At 63.5% G+C, this 19,165-nt stretch carries 13 protein-coding genes and 1 riboswitch; of the genes, 6 read left to right on the plus strand and 7 right to left on the minus strand.

The annotated features are described in order from the left end of the window. The first annotated feature begins 125 nt into the window (after positions 1 to 125). The gene (locus ASD01_RS02970) at positions 126 to 2,093 is read left to right on the plus strand and encodes an acyltransferase family protein (protein ID WP_034788236.1); all 1,968 of its coding nucleotides are present in this window, start codon (positions 126 to 128) and stop codon (positions 2,091 to 2,093) included. A gap of 89 nt (positions 2,094 to 2,182) precedes the next feature. Here the strand turns inward: ASD01_RS02970 and bmt are convergent, their stop codons facing one another. Further along, entirely contained in the window at positions 2,183 to 3,199 is a 1,017-nt protein-coding gene (gene bmt / locus ASD01_RS02975) for a betaine--homocysteine S-methyltransferase (RefSeq protein ID WP_034788237.1), read from the minus strand. A gap of 65 nt (positions 3,200 to 3,264) precedes the next feature. Beyond that, a complete protein-coding gene (locus tag ASD01_RS02980) occupies positions 3,265 to 4,623 on the minus strand; it encodes an O-antigen ligase family protein (RefSeq protein WP_034788241.1) in 1,359 nt (452 codons plus the stop codon). Positions 4,624 to 4,988: 365 nt separating this feature from the next. Here ASD01_RS02980 and ASD01_RS02985 point away from each other — a divergent pair, with 365 nt between their 5' ends. Next, the gene (locus tag ASD01_RS02985; protein WP_034788245.1) at positions 4,989 to 5,855 is read left to right on the plus strand and encodes a D-alanyl-D-alanine carboxypeptidase family protein; all 867 of its coding nucleotides are present in this window, start codon (positions 4,989 to 4,991) and stop codon (positions 5,853 to 5,855) included. A 287-nt stretch (positions 5,856 to 6,142) separates the two neighbouring features. On the opposite strand, the gene ASD01_RS02990 is transcribed toward ASD01_RS02985, so the two are convergent. The 4 genes from ASD01_RS02990 to ASD01_RS36105 form a co-directional block, all read right to left on the minus strand. Further along, on the minus strand, positions 6,143 to 7,189 hold the full coding sequence (locus tag ASD01_RS02990) for a quaternary amine ABC transporter ATP-binding protein (protein WP_034788248.1): 1,047 nt from the start codon (positions 7,187 to 7,189) through the stop codon (positions 6,143 to 6,145). After that, complete coding sequence (locus tag ASD01_RS02995) at positions 7,182 to 8,093, minus strand: ABC transporter permease (RefSeq protein WP_034788251.1); 912 nt, start codon at positions 8,091 to 8,093, stop codon at positions 7,182 to 7,184. The genes ASD01_RS02990 and ASD01_RS02995 overlap by 8 nt, the downstream gene beginning before the upstream one ends. Before the next feature lie 291 nt (positions 8,094 to 8,384). Then, positions 8,385 to 9,383: an ABC transporter substrate-binding protein gene (locus tag ASD01_RS03000; protein WP_034788254.1), complete on the minus strand. Its 999-nt coding sequence runs from the start codon at positions 9,381 to 9,383 to the stop codon at positions 8,385 to 8,387. 784 nt (positions 9,384 to 10,167) lie between these two features. Continuing rightward, on the minus strand, positions 10,168 to 10,311 hold the full coding sequence (locus ASD01_RS36105) for a hypothetical protein (protein ID WP_089044242.1): 144 nt from the start codon (positions 10,309 to 10,311) through the stop codon (positions 10,168 to 10,170). Between the two features lie 250 nt (positions 10,312 to 10,561). On the opposite strand from ASD01_RS36105, the gene ASD01_RS03005 reads away from it, so the two are divergent. Then, positions 10,562 to 12,019 (plus strand): cobyric acid synthase, encoded by a 1,458-nt coding sequence (locus tag ASD01_RS03005; RefSeq protein WP_034788549.1) that lies wholly within the window; start codon positions 10,562 to 10,564, stop codon positions 12,017 to 12,019. 72 nt (positions 12,020 to 12,091) lie between these two features. On the opposite strand, the gene ASD01_RS03010 is transcribed toward ASD01_RS03005, so the two are convergent. After that, complete coding sequence (locus ASD01_RS03010; protein ID WP_034788257.1) at positions 12,092 to 12,673, minus strand: cation transporter; 582 nt, start codon at positions 12,671 to 12,673, stop codon at positions 12,092 to 12,094. Between the two features lie 230 nt (positions 12,674 to 12,903). Beyond that, positions 12,904 to 13,125: riboswitch (cobalamin riboswitch) on the plus strand. Between the two features lie 371 nt (positions 13,126 to 13,496). Between ASD01_RS03010 and cobU the strand changes: the two genes are divergently transcribed. The 3 genes from cobU to cobN all read left to right on the plus strand — a co-directional run bounded on the left by cobU (position 13,497) and on the right by cobN (position 19,023). Continuing rightward, positions 13,497 to 14,021, plus strand: coding sequence for a bifunctional adenosylcobinamide kinase/adenosylcobinamide-phosphate guanylyltransferase (cobU, locus tag ASD01_RS03015; protein ID WP_034788264.1), 525 nt, complete (start codon positions 13,497 to 13,499; stop codon positions 14,019 to 14,021). Between the two features lie 3 nt (positions 14,022 to 14,024). After that, positions 14,025 to 15,089 carry a cobalamin biosynthesis protein CobW gene (gene cobW, locus ASD01_RS03020; RefSeq protein ID WP_034788267.1) on the plus strand — a complete coding sequence of 355 codons (1,065 nt, stop codon included), beginning with the start codon at positions 14,025 to 14,027 and terminating at the stop codon, positions 15,087 to 15,089. A gap of 103 nt (positions 15,090 to 15,192) precedes the next feature. Further along, complete coding sequence (cobN, locus tag ASD01_RS03025) at positions 15,193 to 19,023, plus strand: cobaltochelatase subunit CobN (protein ID WP_034788270.1); 3,831 nt, start codon at positions 15,193 to 15,195, stop codon at positions 19,021 to 19,023. The last annotated feature ends 142 nt before the right edge of the window (positions 19,024 to 19,165 follow it).

Below are 19,165 nucleotides of genomic sequence, written 5' to 3' on the forward strand. Positions count from 1 at the left end.
CGCTCCCGGGCGTATGCCCCGGGAGCCTTGGAACGCACGCATGTGGATACGGACCGCGCGACAATGGTTCCATTGTCAAGATTGTGTTAACGAGCGGCCCCCGCCACCGAGTGTTTCCTCTGCTGATGCAATATAGACCCGAAATCGATGGACTGCGCGCGCTTGCCGTCGTCCCGGTCCTCCTGTTCCATGCCGGTTTCGGCCTTGTCTCTGGCGGCTTTGCCGGCGTCGATGTCTTCTTCGTCATCAGCGGCTACCTCATCACCGCGATCATCCACCGCGAGATCAGCGACGGGAACTTCAGCATCGTGCACTTCTACGAGCGGCGTGCCCGTCGGCTCGCACCGGCGCTGCTCCTGGTCTGCGCCGTCTCTATTCCCTTCGCGCTGATGTGGATGCTGCCGGAGGAGCTCAACAGCTTCGGCAAGAGCCTCTATTCGGTGAACCTGTTCGCCTCGAACTTCTTCTTCTGGGACCAGACCGGCTATTTCGCGCCGAGCACGGCGCTGCTGCCGCTGCTGCACACCTGGTCGCTGGCGGTCGAAGAACAGTTCTATCTGGTCTTCCCGCTGCTGCTTTTGCTGCTTCACCGCTTCTCGCGGGCAACCCTGTTGAGGGTGGTGGCGGCGCTCGTGCTCCTGAGTTTTGCGGCGACCCAGGTCTTTGCGAACCTGGACCCGGCCGCGAATTTCTACCTGCTGCCAAGCCGGTTCTGGGAACTCGGCGTCGGTGCGCTGCTTGCGCTCGTCGGCGTCGAAAAGCTCGATCTTTCGAAAGGCAGCCGCGAGCTTCTGTCAGCCCTCGGTCTGCTGGCGATCGTCGCGAGTTATTTGTTCGTGGTGGAATCGGCCTTCTATCCCGGCTGGACGACCGTGCCGGTGGTGCTGGGCACGGCGCTGGTTCTCGCCTTCGGTCGCAGCGATACCGTCGTCGGCCGGCTGCTGTCGCTGAAGCCGCTGGTCGCGATCGGGCTCATCAGCTACAGCCTCTACCTCTGGCATCAGCCGGTCTTTGCCTTCGCGCGCTTGCGGTCGATCGAGGACATTCCGGCCGAAGGCTACGCGCTCCTGATCGCGCTCTGCTTCGTACTCGCCTATCTCAGTTGGCGTCTCGTCGAGCAGCCCTTTCGCAAGCCGGGCCGCTTCAGCCGTCGCGCGGTGTTTGGCGCCACGCTCGCTGCCGGATCGGCGGCGATCGCATTCGGCTTCACGCTCGACGGTTCGGACGGTCTCGCCGCCCGGAACCGCGAGCTTGCGCAGCTTTCGGAGCCGAGCGTCGGCCTCGGCAAGAAATGCGATGCCGTCGCCGACCTGCGCTGCGCCTCTAACCCGAAACCCGAGGTCGCGGTCTGGGGGGATTCCTTCGCCCGGCACCTCGTCGACGGCATTATCGCGTCGAAGCCGGACGTGCGACTGGTGCAGCTTGCCAAGAATAATTGCGGGCCGTTTTTGAACCTGTCGCCGATCATGCCGCGGCTCGGTCGCGACTGGTCCGACGATTGCGCCCGCTACAACGAAGAGGTCCGCCGTTTCCTGCTTGCCAACCGGTCGATCCGCTACGTCGTTCTGTCCTCGCAGCTCAGCCAGTACCTGAAGGAGGAGAAGGTGCTGGTCGATGGCCGCAGCGAGGTGACGACCGAGACGAAGCTTCTCATCGACGGCCTGCGGGCAACCTTTGCCTGGCTGCGCTCGAACGGCTTCGAACCCGTCTTCGTCGCGCCGACGCCGCATGATGGCCGCGATACCGGGCTCTGCGTTGCAAGAGCGCGTCTGCTCGGCCTGCCGGACCGGCACTGCGAGCCGGTGCTAAAGACCGTTCGCGAATATGACCGCGATGTCCTGAACGTGGTTGCGGATATCGCCGACGAGTATCCCGTCGTCAGCTTCATGGACTATCTCTGCGACGACGACAGCTGCAAGATCGAGGACAAGGGCGTCGCGCTCTTCGAGGACTTCGGGCACTTCTCCAAGGAAGGGTCCCGCCAGATGGGACGCGCCTTCGATTTCTACCGAGCTTTCATCGAGGCGGCGAAGGGCAGGCCCGTGGCTGAGCGGGCGACGGACGCCAAGGCCTTCGACAACGCCGCGCTTTAAGACAGCCGCCACATCGACGCATAAACGAAAACGCCCCGGATCTTTCGATGCCGGGGCGTTTGCTTGTCGATTTGCCTTGCCTGGCTTGATCAGGCGCGGCGGCTGCGGCGCTCGCGGGCAGGCGCGGCCGCCGTTTCGTTGGCGGTCTTGTTGCGCAGCGGGCCGATCTTTTCGATGATCAGGTCGAGCGTCGGGCGTTCGCGGCGCACATGTTCGTCGAGTGCGACGCGCATGGCGGCGAGGTGGTCGCAGGTGGTGCCGCAGCAGCCGCCGATGATCTTGGCGCCGGCATCGGCCGCAAGGCGCACATATTCGGCCATCAGCGGCGGCGTGCCGGAATAGTGAATCTCCGAGCCGCGGAATTCCGGGATGCCGCAATTGCCCTTGACGATCACCGTTGCCTCGGGTGCTGCCTCCGTCATGTCGAGCAGCGAGGAGAGAATGTCGGAAGCACCTACGCCGCAATTGGCGCCAACGGCGACCGGGCCGTCGCCGAACTCGGTGGCAACGCCATGGATATCCTTCGGGTGCAGCCCCATCATCGTCTTGCCGGCGGTATCGAACGAGCCGGTATAGACGTAGGGAAGGCCGACCTTGGCGGCCGCTTCGGCGGCCGCACGGATCTCGTCCGGCGAGGACATGGTCTCGATCCAGGCGACTTCGGCGCCGCCCGCCTTCAGCCCCTCGATCTGCTCGACGAAGGCGGTAACTGCATCTTCATAGGAAAGTGCGCCAAGGGGGATCAGCAGTTCGCCGGTCGGGCCGACGGAGCCGGCGGTGATGACCTTGCGCGATGCCTTGTCGGCAACCGCACGGGCGATCTCGGCGGCGCGCTTGTTCAGCGCATGCACGCGGTCGTCGGCCTGGTGCAGTTTCAGCCGGTGACGGGTGCCGCCAAAGGTGTTGGTGAGGATGATGTCGGCGCCGGCGTCGACGAAATCCTGGTGCAGCTTGGTGATGTTCTCCGGCTTCGTTTCGTTCCAGAGTTCCGGCGCTTCGCCTGCTTCGAGGCCCATGGCGAAGAGCGATGTGCCGGTGGCGCCGTCGGCGAGAAGAACGCCTTTTTCGGCGATGAGAGCGGAGAGGGCATTGGAGGCTGCGGTCATCGGTTTTTCCCGGCTAGAATAGATTGCAACAAGATATAAAGATATCTTTATGTCTTGGCAAGCGTTCAGCGACGGGAGGCTTCCGGTTCGGCGCGCATGCTCATGCGGCCGGCGAGCCCAAGGCCGAAGACGGCAAGTGCCGTCAGCAGCCACATCGGATCGGCGCGATTGAGGAAGAAGCTTTCGAGCATGGCGTTGTAGGTCATGAAGATCACCACCATGACGCAGAAATCGGCGAAGATGCGGCCCTGCGGTCGGCGATAGGCCCGTGCGTAGTCGAAGAGCGGTTTGACGAAAAGCAGGGTGGTCATGAGGATGCCGCCGGGCAGGCCGAACATCAGCACCGCGTCGAGATAGCTGTTGTGGCCGGTGACGATGCCGCGCACGTCCCAGCTCGCCTCGAAATTCGCCTCCATGCCCATGATCACGGGCGACAGCCAGAAACTCGCATAGCCCTGGCCGAGCCAGGGGCGCTCGGCGATGCTGGCGCTCGCGAATTTCCAGATGTCGTCGCGGCCCGTGAAGGTCGCATCGTCGATCAGCCCCTTGGTGATCGAAAGCAGCGTGTCGGAATAGATGGTACCGAGCGTCAGGCCGAAGACCAGCACTGACATGGCGAGATGGGCAAGGATCATCAGCCCGGGGCTGCGCACCGCGCGGCCGGCAAAGACGAGGCCGATCGCGATCGGCAGGAATCCGATCGTCGTCTTCGATCCCGTGTGCAGCACGAAATTGGCCGCCAGCAGCGTGATCGCCCAGCCGCGAAGCGGCGCGCCGGCGCGCAGGCAATAAATGCCGAACATGCAGAGGATGGAAAAGACCGGCGCCGAGACGTTCTTGTGCAGGAGGTGGCCGCGCCAGAAACCGGCATGCCAGGGCTCGTCGCCGAAGGCCGAATGGATGGCGCGGTCGGGTGCCACGAAGAGAGCGGCGTAGTCGATCAGGATCAGAAGTAGGATCGCATTGGCGCCGGCGTTGACGAAGTCCTTCTCGCTCTTCGGCAGCACCAGCACGCCCGCCACCATGATCATGGCGACGAGGCTCAGCGTCAGGCCGCGGGCGGAGGCGGCCGGGTCATAGGACTGCAGGCAGGAGAGGTAGGCGATGGCGAAGATCGCGATCCAGGCCGGAGAGACGAGGCGGGCGAGCACCCGCCGGTCGACGGTGAGCAGCATGGCGAAGAGATAGACCGCGCCGAGCACCAGGTAGCCGACCTGGTTGATGATGTTGCCTTCGTTCGCCGCGTTCGGATCCGTCGTCACCGCGCCCTGAAACGGGATCAGCGTGAAGACGATGAGGAACAGACCAAGGCCCGAAAGCAGCGCGGCAAGGCCATTGACGAGTTCCGCCAGCCCGGCATCGAACGCCTCCGGCACGCGCTGGCGCGCGGTGGAGGTGTCTGCCGTGGCTGTGTTCGGGTGCATGGCGGCTTAAAAAACGAATGACTGGGACGCTGTTCGGCATCGGTGATCATGACCCCGGGCGGTCCTGCCGTTCGGACAGGGCCGGCCTTGGGAGATCCGCACCTTGGCGCAATCAGGTTAAACCTCGGTGAAACGGTGGACGGGCCGCCCGGGCGGGATCGGCAGGCGCGGCATTACCGGTCCCGATATTTGCGCGCCGATTGCCGCAGGTGCTTGCCGCCCGGTCGCCATGCCCTTAAAAGGCTAGGGTATATTGGCCGTGTGGAAATCGCGGCCCTTGCCGTATTTCGCGGTCCGTCTTCCATAATTCGATCTCGATTTTCGTTCCGAGGTCGTTCGATAGCGTTGAAACGAGAAAACACGATATGCAGTCCCTTATCCGTATGGTCGCGTCCGCGGCGGTCTCCGTCAGCCTGCTGCTTGGCAGCGCATCCTTTGCCGCCGCCGGGCAGGCTCATTTTGTCGTCAACGCCGACACCGGCTCGATCCTGGAGGCCGACAATGCCGACGAGCTGAACTTCCCGGCGTCGCTGACGAAGATGATGACGATCTATCTCGCCTTCGAAGCGCTGCGCAGCGGCACCCTGCAATGGGACCAGAAGCTGACGGTTTCCGAGCACGCCAACAGCCTGGAGCCGTTCAAGCTTGCCGTCGGCGCCGGTCGCCAGATCACCGTGCGCGAAGCGGTCATGGGCATGGTCGTGCTTTCGGCCAATGACGCAGCCGTCGTTATCGGTGAGACGCTCGCCGGCAACGAGACCGCCTTTGGCCAGATGATGACCCGCAAGGCGAGGACACTCGGCATGACCAGCACCGTGTTCAAGAACGCCAACGGCCTGCCGGACCCGGCCCAGGTAACCACGGCGCGCGACATGGCGACGCTCGGCCTCGCGCTGATGCGCGACTTTCCGCAGGAATTCCAGCTCTTCGCCAACAAGACGATCGAGTTTCGCGGCATGAAGCTGCGCGGCCACAACGGCGTGATGAAGCGCTACGAAGGCGTCGACGGCATCAAGACCGGCTACACCGACGCCTCCGGCTACAATCTCGTGACCTCGGCCAAGCGCGGCGACACCCGCCTCGTCGCCGTCGTCATGGGTGGCAAGACGGCGCAGTCGCGCGACGACGACATGATCGCGCTGCTCGACAAGTTCCTGCCGCCGAAGGAAGACGCAAGCGCTGCCAGCGTCACTGAACCGGCTGCTTCAGCGGCGACGACCACCACGAACTGATCTCTCCGACCACTTTCTGAGGTTTGCCCCTCACCCTAACCCTCTCCCCGCAGGCGGGGCGAGGGGACGAGGGCTGACGTTCGCCGTCCGTTGCTTGGCCGCCGCCAGAGGCGGCCATAATGAGGTCGGGAAAACGATAGGATGTCGTCGGGCACTGACCGCCGGGCAGGCCTGTCAGAGATTGGGAGCGTGGCATCGCCGCAAATACCTTCTCCCCGCGGGCGGGGAGAAGGTGCCGGTAGGCGGATGAGGGGCCGCGTCGGTCGCTGCCCCAATCATCGCTTGTCTCAAGCCGCAGCGCGATCCTCGTGGCTGACCGGCGTGACCATCGCGGCGATGACCGTCGAAAGGTCGAGGGCGCCGATCGGGCGGCCGTTTTCATCGACCACGTGGGCGGTTCCCACACGGGCGGCGGTCATCGTGCGCGCCGCCGATTCCAGTACCGTGCCGGTTGCAAGCGCCACGCCTTCGGCATTGCCGGAGATCGGCCGCATGATGGTCTCGACATTGATCACCCGGCCGCGGTTCACTTCCTTGACGAAGGCGGTGATGTAGTCGTCGGCCGGCGACAGCACGATTTCCTGGCCGGTACCCTGCTGCACCACGCGGCCATCGCGCAGGATCGCGATCTTGTCGCCGAGGCGCAGCGCCTCGTCGAGGTCGTGGGTGATGAAGACGACGGTCTTCTTCAGTTCCTTCTGCAGGTCGAGAAGCACCGTCTGCATGTCGACGCGGATCAGCGGGTCGAGCGCCGAATAGGCTTCGTCCATCAAGAGAATGTCGGCATCGTTGGTCAGCGCGCGGGCGAGACCGACGCGCTGCTGCATGCCGCCCGACAGCTGGTTCGGATAGTGGTTCTCGAAGCCCTTGAGACCGACGCGCTCGATCCAGCCGCGGGCGCGCTTCTCGCTCTCCTTGCGTTCCACACCCTGAATTTCGAGACCGTAGACCGTGTTGTCGAGCACGGTGCGGTGCGGCAGCAGCGCGAACTTCTGGAACACCATCGCCGTCTTGTGGCGGCGGAATTCGCGCAGATCGTTGTCGTTCATCTTGCAGACGTCGACGCCGTCATAGAGCACTTCGCCGGCGGTCGGGTCGATCAGCCGGTTGATGTGGCGGATCAGCGTCGACTTGCCGGAGCCAGAGAGACCCATGACCACCATGACGCTGCCGGCGGGCATGGAAATGTTGATGTCCTGCAGGCCGAGCACGTGGCCGTGCTGCTCGTTGAGCTCGGCCTTGCCCATGCCTTTCTTGACTGCATCGACGAAGTCGACGCCGCGGGGGCCGAAGATCTTGTAGAGGTTCTTCACCTCGATCGCGTGACTAGCCATGGATAACCTCCGAGTGCTTTTGCAGCCGCTTGCCGAAGGCCTGGCTGGTACGGTCGAAAATGATGGCGATACCGACAAGGGCAAAGCCGTTGAGGAAGCCGACGGTGAAGAACTGGTTGGCGATCGCCTGCAGCACGTTCTTGCCGAGGCCGCCGACGCCGATCATCGATGCGACGACGACCATCGCCAGCGACATCATGATCGTCTGGTTGATGCCGGCCATGATGGTCGGCAACGCCAGCGGCATCTGCACGTTCTTCAGCTTCTGCCAGGTCGAGGAGCCGAAGGCGTCGGCCGCTTCCAGCACTTCCTTGTCGACGAGGCGGATGCCGAGATTGGTGAGCCTGATCATCGGCGGCACCGCGTAGATGACGACGGCGATCAGCCCCGGCACCTTGCCGATGCCGAAGATCATGACGACCGGGATCAGGTAGACGAAGCTCGGCATCGTCTGCATGACGTCGAGGATCGGATTGACGAAGGACTGCACCCGGTCCGAGCGCGCCATCAGGATACCGATCGGAATGCCGATGAGGATGGAGATCAGTGTGCAGACGGTGACCATGGCGAGCGTGACCATGGTGTCATTCCAAAGCCCGACAAGACCGATGGCGATCATCGACAGCGCGGTGCCGATGGTGACGTTGATGTTGCGGCTGCCGAAATAGACGATCGCGGTCATCGCCGCCAGGATCACGATCCAGGGGGAGCCGACGAACAGGCTTTCGAGGTAGTTCAGGAACCATTGAAGCGGCTGGACCACCGTGTCGATGGCGTTACCATAGGATCGCACGAAGCCCTTGAAGCTATCATCGACAGCCTTGCGGGCGAGCCGGATCGTGCTCTCGTCAATGGCAGGGAACTTGCAGAGTAACGCTGGCAAGACACTGCAGATGGAGGCCATTTGTTTCCCCTTCTTGGCCGGAAGTTTTTTTTAAGCCGGCCGCGTCTCGGCATCGAAAGGCTCGATGACGGCGCACACTTGGGTGACCTCTTTGGGTCCCGGCACTTAAACTGTGGCAGCGAAATGTGTCGCCCGCTTACCTGATAGCGACGCGAAGGCTCCCGGTTCGCCGCCTCTGAGACGATGAACGTTCAACGAAACCCGCAAGGACGCCCCATCGTTCCCTGTCCCGGCATTAAAACCGGAACGGGCAGGCGGCCGATTCCACGGTCCGCCTGCCGTCATTTTCGGTCAGAGCGCTGCCTTGACCTTTTCGGCCACTTCCGGGCTCACCCACTGTGTCCACATATCCGGGAACTCGGCGAGGAAGTGCTTGGCGCCGTCCTCGTTGGTGCCCTGGTTCTGGTCCATCCAGGCGAGAACCTTGTTGACGGTGCCATTGTCCCACTTGCGCGCCTTGACGTAGTCCATGGCGACGCTCGCCTTGTCGGCGAAGGACTTGGTCACGACGGTGTAAACGTCGGAAACCGGGTAGGAATTGACTTTCGGGCTCGGGCAATCCGGCACGGCGGTGCAGGCGTCCCAATCGGCCTTGTCGTGATCGACGCCGAAGGAGAGGCGGGTCATCTCGTATTTGCCGAGGATGGCGGTCGGTGCCCAGTAGTAGCCGAGCCAGCCGGTCTTCTTTTCGAACGCGTTGGCGATCGAGCCGTCGAGGCCGGCAGCCGAGCCGGTATCAACCAGCAGGAAGCCGTCCTTCTCCGCGTTCAGCGCGCGATAGAGATTGGCGGTCGAGACCTGGCAGTTCCAGCCGGACGGGCAATTGTGAACGGCGGCCTTCGACGAGTCTTCCGGTGCCGGGAAGAGTTCCGGGTGCTTCAGCGCGTCCTGCACCGTCTTGATGTCCGGGTGCGCGTCGGCGAGGAATTTCGGGATCCACCATCCTTCGACGCCGCCTTCGCTCAGGATCTTGGCGGCTTCGATGAGACGGCCTTCCTTGATCGCAGCGTCGAGCGGCGTGCGCACGGCGTTGACCCAGAGTTCCGGCGCCATGTCGGGCTGCGCCTTTTCATTCATGGAAGCGAAGGTCGGCATGGTGTCGCCGGTGACCAGCGTCACCGTGCAGCCGTAGCCGTTCTCCAGAATGAACTTGTCCACCTGGGCGGCGACGCCGGCAGAAGCCCAGTTCATTTCGGCAATGCTGACTTCACCGCATTCCGCGGCCTGCGCGGAACCCGCCATCGCATAGAGGCCAGCGGCGAGAATGGTGGAAGCGAGGAGTTTCTTCATGTTGCAAGACCTCCCAGTCTTATTTTGCAGCCAAGATCCAAACGGGAATCCACGGCGGACGCGACATCCTCCGTCACCCGAAACAACGATGCAGCCGGGGGTTCGGCATCAAACAAGCCAAGGTTCACCCTTGCTGCGGACGGTGCGGGAGTTCGTATTCAGCCCTGGCCGCGGAACCCTGTCGCCAGCCAATCTCCTCTTATACCGCAAACCAAGCCTAAGGTTTCTCGCTGAGAAATCAACCTCTTCAATCGGTTGACCGGGAAGGACGGGGTCTCGTGCGTTCTGTCTGCGACATCGCCGAAGCGCGTATTTTGTGCGTGAGAGACCCCGAATTTAAGCAATAGCGACAATTCTTGCCGCAAAAAATGGCGCTGGGCGCCACGGACCTCAGAACCCTGTCGAGATCCTGACGTTTCCTGTCGTGATTGCGTCACGCCAAATGGCGCGCATGTCGCGAAAAATTTACAAAAAAGTCCGGAATTCATCTTTGGTTAAATCCTCAATAACCATCCGGTAACGATGTCCAGCTAATTGTTCTTCTCGCGGCGGGGGACTGCCGCCGGTCCGGATCAGGTTTGTGCGTCCCGGACTTTGAGCGAACCTTCGGTGTGTTTTTCCGAAGTGACCAGGCGTTTTTTGGCGGCCGCATCCCTCTTGAAGAGGTTGATGCGGCCTTCGCATTTCAGGGCCAATGCCGGACATAAAAAAAACCGCCCCGAAGGGGCGGTGGAGGAGGCTCTGGGAGGAGAGCTCGAAGGGGCTTCCGCCCCGATCGCTGGCGTTAGCCGACGTTCGACGTGCGGATGACGCCGAGCGGGCCGAAGGGCGCGTCGACGACGAGGTTGCGTACGCGCGACTGGCTGGACGGAACCTTCGAGTTCCAGGCGATCTGAACGAAATTGGGCTTGCTGAAAATATACAGCATGGACATGAACCTTGAGAGGCCGGAGGCCTATCCTCCGGGGCGTGTTGCTATGCCGCTGATATAGGTGTGCGCTGCAAAAAATTGAATGCCAAACTCGCCACGCCATGTCGCATTCTGGCTATCGGCCGCGACATTTTCGACAAGCCTTGCGAAAGCGCGAAACAATGCGTGAAAGGGCTTTGTCAATTGCGGCGAAATCGTGTCGAAACAGACCTTTGCCGCTGCCCGTTTCAGTGTTACCGATGGCCGCATGACACGCAGGATCATGTTGCAGGGAACCGGCTCGGATGTCGGAAAATCGGTATTGGTGGCGGGGCTCTGCCGGCTTGCCGCCAATCAGGGCCTGAAGGTCCGGCCGTTCAAGCCGCAGAACATGTCGAACAACGCCGCCGTTTCCGACGACGGCGGCGAGATCGGCCGCGCGCAATGGCTGCAGGCGCTGGCCGCGCGCGTGCCGTCGTCGGTGCACATGAACCCGGTGCTCCTGAAGCCGCAGTCGGACGTGGGCAGCCAGATCGTCGTTCAGGGCAAGGTCGCCGGGCAGGCCAGGGGGCGGGAATATCAGGCGCTCAAGCCCAAGCTGCTGGGCGCCGTCATGGAGAGTTTCGAACAAATATCGGCCGGTGCCGATCTCGTGGTGGTCGAAGGCGCCGGCTCGCCGGCCGAAATCAACCTCAGGCCCGGCGACATCGCCAATATGGGCTTTGCGACACGGGCCAATGTGCCGGTCGTGCTGGTCGGCGACATCGACCGCGGGGGGGTGATCGCCTCGCTGGTCGGCACGCATGCGATCCTGCCCGAGGAAGACCGGCGCATGGTGACCGGCTATCTCATCAACAAGTTCCGCGGCGACGTCACGCTGTTCGACGACGGCATTGCTGCCGTCAACCGCTACACCGGCTGGCCCTGCTTCGGCGTCGTGCCGTGGCTGAAGGCGGCGGCACGCCTGCCGGCGGAAGATTCCGTCGTGCTGGAGAAGCTGACGCGCGGCGAGGGGCGGGCGCTGAAGGTTGCCGTCCCGGTACTGTCGCGCATCGCCAATTTCGACGACCTCGATCCGCTCGCCGCCGAACCGGAGATTGATCTCGTCTTCGTGCGGCCTGGCAGTCCCATTCCGGTCGACGCTGGCCTCGTCGTCATTCCCGGGTCGAAATCGACCATCGGCGACCTCATCGATTTCCGTGCGCAAGGGTGGGACCGTGACCTCGAACGTCATGTGCGCCGGGGCGGCCGGGTCATCGGCATCTGCGGCGGCTACCAGATGCTCGGCCGGCGCGTCACCGATCCGCTCGGCATCGAGGGCGGCGAACGTGCGGTCGAGGGCCTCGGGCTGCTCGAGGTCGAGACCGAGATGGCGCCGGAAAAGACGGTGCGCAACAGCCGCGCCTGGTCGCTGGAGCATGATGTGGTGCTCGAAGGCTACGAAATCCATCTTGGCAAGACGCAAGGTGCGGACTGTGGCCGGCCGTCGGTGCGCATCGACAATCGCGCCGACGGCGCCCTTTCGGCCGATGGCCGCGTGATGGGCACCTACCTGCATGGGCTCTTCACCAGCGACGCCTATCGCGGCGCGCTGCTCAAGAGTTTCGGCATCGAAGGCGGCGCCAACAACTACCGCCAATCGGTCGATGCGGCGCTCGACGATGTCGCGAACGAACTGGAGGCTGTGCTCGATCGTCGCTGGCTGGACGAGTTGCTCAGGCACTAGGGACGCGGCAACGGTCAGCCAGCAGGTCCGGTACGTCGGGCCCAACAGGAGCAACGAGCTTATCCGACGGAACTACGCTGCGACATCGTGCTCCTCGCTTGCGGCTTCCCAGACTTCCCGCGCGGCATCCAGGTTCATCAGGGCAATCCCCAGGCCGACGATCAGGTCCGGCCAGGCCGACTGCCACAGATAGGCTGTCGCCAGACCCGCGGCGATGATGGCCACATTGGCGAAGGCATCGTTGCGGGCCGAGAGAAATGCTGCCCGCGTGAGGCTGCCGCTCGTGTGACGGTAGGCGACGAGCAGATAGGCGCAGAAGAGGTTGACCACCAGCGCCCCAAGTCCGGTCAGGGACAGGGCAAAGGGCTCTGGCGGGACCGGATCCATGAACTTCGCCCAGGCCGTCCAAAGGAAGGCCAGCGCCGGTACCAGTAGAATGAACGCCATCGCCATGCCGACCCGCGCGCGGGTTCGCGCCGTCCAGGCCAGAGCAAAGAAAATCAGCATGTTGACGGAGGCGTCTTCGAGGAAGTCGACGCTGTCGGCCATGAGGGACACCGAGCCGATCGAAAGCGCGACAAGGAGTTCGACCCCGAAATAGCCAAGGTTCAACAGGGAGACGATGAGGACGACGCGGCGCAGGTCGGTATCCACTCGAAAGGTTCCCTTTCTGGCGAGATTCGCCCTCGGCACTTTTTTTGGCGAGATTCGCCCTCGGCACTTTGGCACAGGTGTTAGCAGCAGTTTGCTATCCATAGCACTAGGTTTCGACATCGGTTCCGTTCACACTGCCGTCGTGCCTGACGCCCGACAAATCGTCGCGTGGCGCAACTCGGCCGGGGAGGCGTCGCATGCGTCGATTGACTTTGGGCTGCCCGCTTCCTAATCATCAGGTGTTGGATGGTTCCCCCTTGTCGTGGCGATCTGGGGGAATAATTGGGAATGTGACGGATGGACCCAAATCGGGCATCCTTATCGCAGCCGACCCCGCGACTGTAGAACGGTCAGGGTTCGCCATCGGGATTGGTGCCGGGCTGTCGGCCGGTTGCATGGGCAATCGGGGCAGGTCGGGGATCAAGCCGGAAAAGCCACTGGCGTGGCATCGTGATCAGCCGGGTTTGGACGCCTCTTCTTCTACGAATCGTCCGCCTTTCACGATGTCCCTCACAGCGCCCATGCGTCGGAGACGACGCGCAAAGGTTCGCTGTGGCACCGGAAAGACGCCGGGAAGGTGAGGCGGGCCGCTCGGGCCCTGACATCGGAACCTTGCCGTTTAAGGGCGAGGCGATGTTCGGCCCGTGACGCCGTGAGCCAGGAGACCTGCCATCCGGCATGGGCATTCCGCCCGAGGGGACTTTTGTCTCCAACGCCATCACGGAGGTTGTTTTGGCTCGCAGATGTTTTCAAGAACGCGCCCGTGGCGCGTCCGATGGCTTTTGCCACCGACGGCTGATTTGGGAATGTTGAGGCAGCCACGATGAGCAGTCTCAGCGCCGGGCCCGTGCTGGTCCTTGGCGGCGCCCGTTCCGGCAAGTCCAGCTTTTCCGAGAGGCTCGTCGAAGCGTCCGGCTTCACCATGCATTATGTCGCCACGGGCCGCGCCTGGGACGACGAAATGCGCGAGCGCATCGACCATCACCGGACGCGCCGCGGCGAGGGCTGGACGACGCATGAGGAGCCGCTCGATCTCGTCGGCATCCTCAGACGCATCGATGATCCCAGCCATGTGGTCCTGATCGACTGCCTGACGCTATGGGTCACCAATCTCATGCTGGAAGAGCGCGACATGACGGCGGAGTTCGCCGCCCTTGTTGCGTATCTGCCCGAGGCGCGGGCGCGCCTCGTCTTTGTTTCCAATGAGGTCGGCCTCGGCATCGTGCCCGAGAACCGCATGGCCCGCGAGTTTCGCGACCATGCCGGCCGGCTTCACCAGATCGTTGCGGAGAAATCCGCTGAAGTTTACTTTGTCGCGGCCGGTTTGCCGCTGAAAATGAAGGGTTGATCCATGACCACTGCGAGAGCCAACCAGGGCAAGATCCCGGCGACCGTCATCACCGGCTTCCTCGGCGCCGGCAAGACGACGATGATCCGCAACCTGCTGCAGAACGCCGACGGCAAGCGCATCGCGCTGATCATCAACGAGTTCGGCGATCTTGGCGTCGACGGCGATGTCTTGAAGGGCTGCGGTGCCGAGGCCTGCACCGAGGACGACATCATCGAGCTCACCAATGGCTGCATCTGCTGCACCGTGGCTGACGATTTCATCCCGACCATGACGAAGCTGCTCGAGCGTGAAAACCGTCCTGACCACATCATCATCGAAACCTCGGGCCTTGCCCTGCCGCAGCCGCTGATCGCCGCTTTCAACTGGCCGGATATCCGCAGCGAAGTGACCGTCGATGGCGTCGTCACCGTGGTCGACAGCGCCGCCGTTGCCGCTGGCCGCTTTGCCGACGACCACGACAAGGTCGATGCGCTGCGCGTCGAGGACGACAATCTCGATCACGAAAGCCCGATCGAGGAGCTGTTCGAGGATCAACTGACGGCTGCCGATCTCATCGTTCTCAACAAGACCGATCTGATCGATGCCTCCGGCCTCAAGGCCGTGCGCGACGAGGTGTCTTCGCGCACCAGCCGCAAGCCCACGATGATCGAGGCGAAAAACGGCGAAGTCGCCGCTGCCATCCTGCTTGGCCTCGGTGTCGGCACGGAAAGCGATATCGCCAACCGCAAGTCGCATCACGAGATGGAGCACGAGGCAGGTGAGGAGCACGATCACGACGAGTTCGACAGCTTCGTCGTCGAGCTCGGTTCGATCGCCGATCCGGCCGCCTTCATCGATCGCCTGAAGGGCGTAATCGCGGAGCACGACGTTCTGCGCCTCAAGGGTTTTGCAGACGTGCCCGGCAAGCCGATGCGCCTCCTGATCCAGGCGGTCGGCGCCCGCATCGACCAATATTACGACCGCGCCTGGGGCGCTGGCGAAAAGCGCGGTACGCGCCTCGTCGTCATCGGCCTGCACGACATGGACGAGGCGGCGGTGCGCGCCGCGATCACCGCGCTCGTGTAGATCGTTCTTTGAATGAAATGATCTAACGCATTGAAATGATGCAGTTCCGGATGGAGAACGCTTTTAGCGTTTTCGTTCGGAATTGCCCCAACGGACAAGACGAATGCATCTGCTTCTCGCCCAGAAAGGAACGATCGCCGACGGCAACGAGGCGATCGACCTTGGGCAAACGCCGGCCGATATCCTTTTCCTATCGGCCGCCGACACCGAGCTCTCCTCGATCGCCGCGGCTCACGGCCGACGCGACGGAGGCTTGAGCCTGCGCATCGCCAGCCTGATGAGCCTGATGCACCCGATGTCGGTCGACACTTACGTCGAGCGCACGGCGCGTCACGCCAAGCTGATCGTCGTCCGGCCGCTCGGTGGCGCCAGCTATTTCCGTTATCTGCTGGAAGCCCTGCATGCGGCTGCCGTCACCCATCGTTTCGAGATCGCGGTTCTGCCGGGTGACGACAAGCCGGATCCGGGGCTGGAGCCTTTCTCCACCGTCGCAGCCGACGACCGCCAGCGCCTTTGGGCTTACTTCACCGAAGGCGGCTCGGACAATGCCGGGCTGTTTCTCGACTATGCGGCCGCACTGGTCACAGGTGCGGAGAAGCCGCAGCCGGCAAAGCCCCTGTTGAAGGCCGGCATCTGGTGGCCGGGTGCTGGTGTGATCGGCGTCAGCGAATGGCAGTCCCTTGTTCAGGGACGGATGGTAGCGAGGGAGGGATTCGAACCCCCGACGGTCGGGATCTGCTTTTACCGCGCGCTCGTGCAGAGTGGCGAGACACGGCCTGTGGAGGCGCTGATCGATGCGCTGGAGGCTGAAGGTGTGCGGGCACTGCCGGTGTTTGTCTCAAGCCTCAAGGATGCCGTTTCCGTCGGCACGCTGCAGGCGATTTTTTCCGAGGCCGCACCCGACGTGGTGATGAACGCCACTGGCTTTGCGGTCTCGTCGCCCGGTGCCGACCGTCAGCCGACGGTGCTGGAATCGACCGGTGCGCCGGTGCTGCAGGTGATTTTCTCCGGCTCGTCGCGGGCGCAATGGGAAACGTCGCCGCAGGGGCTGATGGCGCGCGACCTCGCCATGAACGTGGCACTCCCCGAAGTCGATGGCCGCATCCTTGCGCGCGCCGTCTCCTTCAAGGCGGCGTCGATCTATGACGCCAAGGTGGAGGCCAATATCGTCGGCCATGAGCCGCTCGAAGGCCGGGTGCGCTTTGCCGCTGATCTTGCCGTCAACTGGGCGAAGCTGCGCCGGGCAGAGCCCGCCGAGCGCCGTATTGCCATCGTCATGGCCAACTATCCGAACCGCGACGGTCGCCTCGGCAACGGTGTCGGGCTCGACACGCCGGCCGGTACCGTCGAGGTGCTTAGCGCCATGGCGCGGGAAGGCTATGCGGTCGGTGAGGTTCCCGCCGATGGCGACGCGCTGATCCGCTTTCTGATGGCCGGGCCGACCAATGCGGCGAGCCATGACCGTGAAATCCGCGAGCGTATTTCGCTGAACGATTACAAAACGTTCTTCGATTCGCTTCCGAAACAGATAAAGGATGAAGTTGCCGGTCGCTGGGGCGTGCCGGAGGCCGATCCCTTTTTCCTCGATGGCGCCTTCGCGCTGCCGCTCGCCCGCTTCGGCGAGGTGATCGTCGGCATCCAACCGGCGCGCGGCTACAACATCGATCCGAAGGAAAGCTACCATTCCCCGGACCTCGTGCCGCCGCATGGCTATCTCGCCTTCTACGCCTTCCTGCGCCAGCAGTTCGGAGCGCAGGCGATCGTCCACATGGGCAAGCACGGCAATCTCGAATGGCTGCCGGGCAAGGCGCTGGCGCTGTCGGAAACCTGCTATCCCGAAGCGATCTTCGGGCCGCTGCCGCACATCTATCCCTTCATCGTCAACGATCCGGGCGAAGGTACGCAGGCCAAGCGCCGCACCAGCGCCGTCATCATCGACCACCTGACCCCGCCCTTGACGCGCGCCGAATCCTACGGCCCGCTCAAGGATCTGGAAGCGCTCGTCGACGAATATTACGACGCCGCCGGCGGTGATCCGCGCCGCCTCAGGCTGCTCAGCCGCCAGATCCTCGATCTCGTGCGCGACATCGGCCTCGACAGCGACGCAGGCATCGACAGGGGCGACAGCGACGACAAGGCGCTGGAAAAGCTCGACGCCTATCTCTGCGACCTCAAGGAAATGCAGATCCGCGACGGCCTGCACATCTTCGGCGTTGCGCCGGAAGGGCGGTTGTTGACGGACCTCACCGTAGCGCTGGCGCGCGTGCCCCGAGGTCTCGGCGAGGGCGGCGACCAGAGCCTGCAGCGGGCGATCGCAGCGGATGCGGGGCTGCGTGGGTTTGCTATTCCCACCTCGGCGGGGGGCAACCCCGCACGCGACGCCCAACCCTTCGACCCGCTCGACTGCGTCATGTCCGACACCTGGACAGGCCCGAAACCGTCCATCCTCGCTGACCTCTCGGACGCCCCCTGGCGCACCGCCGGCGATACGGTCGAGCGCATCGAGTTGCTTGCCGCAAATCTCGTGTCGGGTGAACTGGCTTGCCCGGACCACTGGGCCAACACCCGCGCCGTGCTCGGCGAAATCGAAACGCGCCTGAAGCCGTCGATTTCAAACTCGGGTGCCGCCGAGATGACCGGCTTCCTCACCGGTCTCAGCGGCCGCTTCGTCGCCCCCGGTCCATCGGGCGCGCCGACGCGCGGCCGGCCGGATGTGTTGCCGACGGGGCGCAATTTCTACTCGGTCGACAGCCGCGCCGTGCCGACGCCGGCGGCTTACGAGCTTGGCAAGAAATCGGCCGAGCTTCTGATCCGCCGCTACCTGCAGGACCATGGCGAATGGCCGTCCTCCTTTGGCCTGACCGCCTGGGGCACGGCGAACATGCGCACCGGCGGCGACGACATCGCCCAGGCCCTGGCGCTGATCGGCGCCAAGCCCACCTGGGACATGGTCTCTCGCCGGGTGATGGGCTACGAGATCGTGCCGCTCGCAGTCCTCGGCCGCCCACGCGTCGACGTGACCTTGCGCATTTCCGGCTTCTTCCGCGATGCCTTCCCGGACCAGATCGCGCTCTTCGACAAGGCGATCCGCGCCGTCGGCGCGCTGGAGGAAGACGATGCCGACAACATGATCGCCGCACGCATGCGGGCGGAAAGCCGGCGGCTGGAGGCCGAAGGCGTGGAAGCCGCCGAGGCCGCGCGTCGCGCCTCCTACCGCGTCTTTGGCGCAAAGCCCGGTGCCTATGGCGCCGGCCTGCAGGCGCTGATCGACGAGAAGGGCTGGGAAACCAAAGCAGATCTCGCCGAGGCCTATCTTACCTGGGGCGCCTATGCCTATGGCGCCGGCGAGGAGGGCAAGGCCGAGCGCGATCTTTTCGAGGAGCGCCTGCGCACGATAGAGGCGGTGGTGCAGAACCAGGACAACCGCGAGCACGATCTGCTCGACAGCGACGACTACTACCAGTTCGAAGGCGGCATGAGCGCTGCCGCCGAACAGCTCGGCGGTCACCGTCCGGCGATCTACCACAACGACCATTCCCGTCCGGAAAAGCCTGTGATCCGGTCGCTCGAAGAAGAGATCGGCCGCGTGGTCCGGGCCCGCGTCGTCAATCCCAAGTGGATCGATGGCGTCATGCGCCACGGATACAAGGGCGCCTTCGAGATCGCTGCCACGGTCGACTACATGTTCGCCTTTGCCGCGACCACGGGTGCGGTGCGCGACCATCATTTCGAGGCCGCTTATCAGGCGTTCATTGTCGACGAGCGCGTGGCTGACTTCATGCGCGACAAGAACCCGGCCGCCTTTGCCGAGCTTGCCGAACGCCTGCTTGAAGCAATCGACCGCAATCTCTGGACGCCGCGCTCGAATTCGGCGCGGTTTGAACTTGCCGGCATCGGCACGGCAGCAACCCGGCTTCGTGCCGGCAATGAATAGAGCGGTTCCGGGCTGGCGGTTATCCGTCCGGAATTGCTTGGAAACAAAGACCTGGTTCCGTTTCGCTGCTCAGTGAAGTGCGAAAAGGAACCGAAGCGGGACGAGGGCGTCTGCCCATCCCGAACTTGAGAACTGAGGGAGT

The sequence above is a fragment of the Ensifer sp. Root423 genome (genome assembly GCF_001426275.1).
In the GTDB taxonomy this organism is placed as follows: domain Bacteria; phylum Pseudomonadota; class Alphaproteobacteria; order Rhizobiales; family Rhizobiaceae; genus Ensifer; species Ensifer adhaerens.

Bases quoted from the DNA above. Each gene is read 5' to 3' on its own strand.
- cobN (WP_034788270.1), top strand. From the start codon at position 15,193: ATGCATCTGCTTCTCGCCCAGAAAGGAACGATCGCCGACGGCAACGAG.
- ASD01_RS02980 (WP_034788241.1), bottom strand. From the start codon at position 4,623: ATGCACCCGAACACAGCCACGGCAGACACCTCCACCGCGCGCCAGCGC.
- ASD01_RS03000 (WP_034788254.1), bottom strand. From the start codon at position 9,383: ATGAAGAAACTCCTCGCTTCCACCATTCTCGCCGCTGGCCTCTATGCG.
- ASD01_RS36105 (WP_089044242.1), bottom strand. From the start codon at position 10,311: ATGCTGTATATTTTCAGCAAGCCCAATTTCGTTCAGATCGCCTGGAAC.
- ASD01_RS02990 (WP_034788248.1), bottom strand. From the start codon at position 7,189: ATGGCTAGTCACGCGATCGAGGTGAAGAACCTCTACAAGATCTTCGGC.
- bmt (WP_034788237.1), bottom strand. From the start codon at position 3,199: ATGACCGCAGCCTCCAATGCCCTCTCCGCTCTCATCGCCGAAAAAGGC.
- ASD01_RS02995 (WP_034788251.1), bottom strand. From the start codon at position 8,093: ATGGCCTCCATCTGCAGTGTCTTGCCAGCGTTACTCTGCAAGTTCCCT.
- ASD01_RS03005 (WP_034788549.1), top strand. From the start codon at position 10,562: ATGACACGCAGGATCATGTTGCAGGGAACCGGCTCGGATGTCGGAAAA.
- ASD01_RS02970 (WP_034788236.1), top strand. From the start codon at position 126: ATGCAATATAGACCCGAAATCGATGGACTGCGCGCGCTTGCCGTCGTC.
- ASD01_RS02985 (WP_034788245.1), top strand. From the start codon at position 4,989: ATGCAGTCCCTTATCCGTATGGTCGCGTCCGCGGCGGTCTCCGTCAGC.
- cobW (WP_034788267.1), top strand. From the start codon at position 14,025: ATGACCACTGCGAGAGCCAACCAGGGCAAGATCCCGGCGACCGTCATC.
- cobU (WP_034788264.1), top strand. From the start codon at position 13,497: ATGAGCAGTCTCAGCGCCGGGCCCGTGCTGGTCCTTGGCGGCGCCCGT.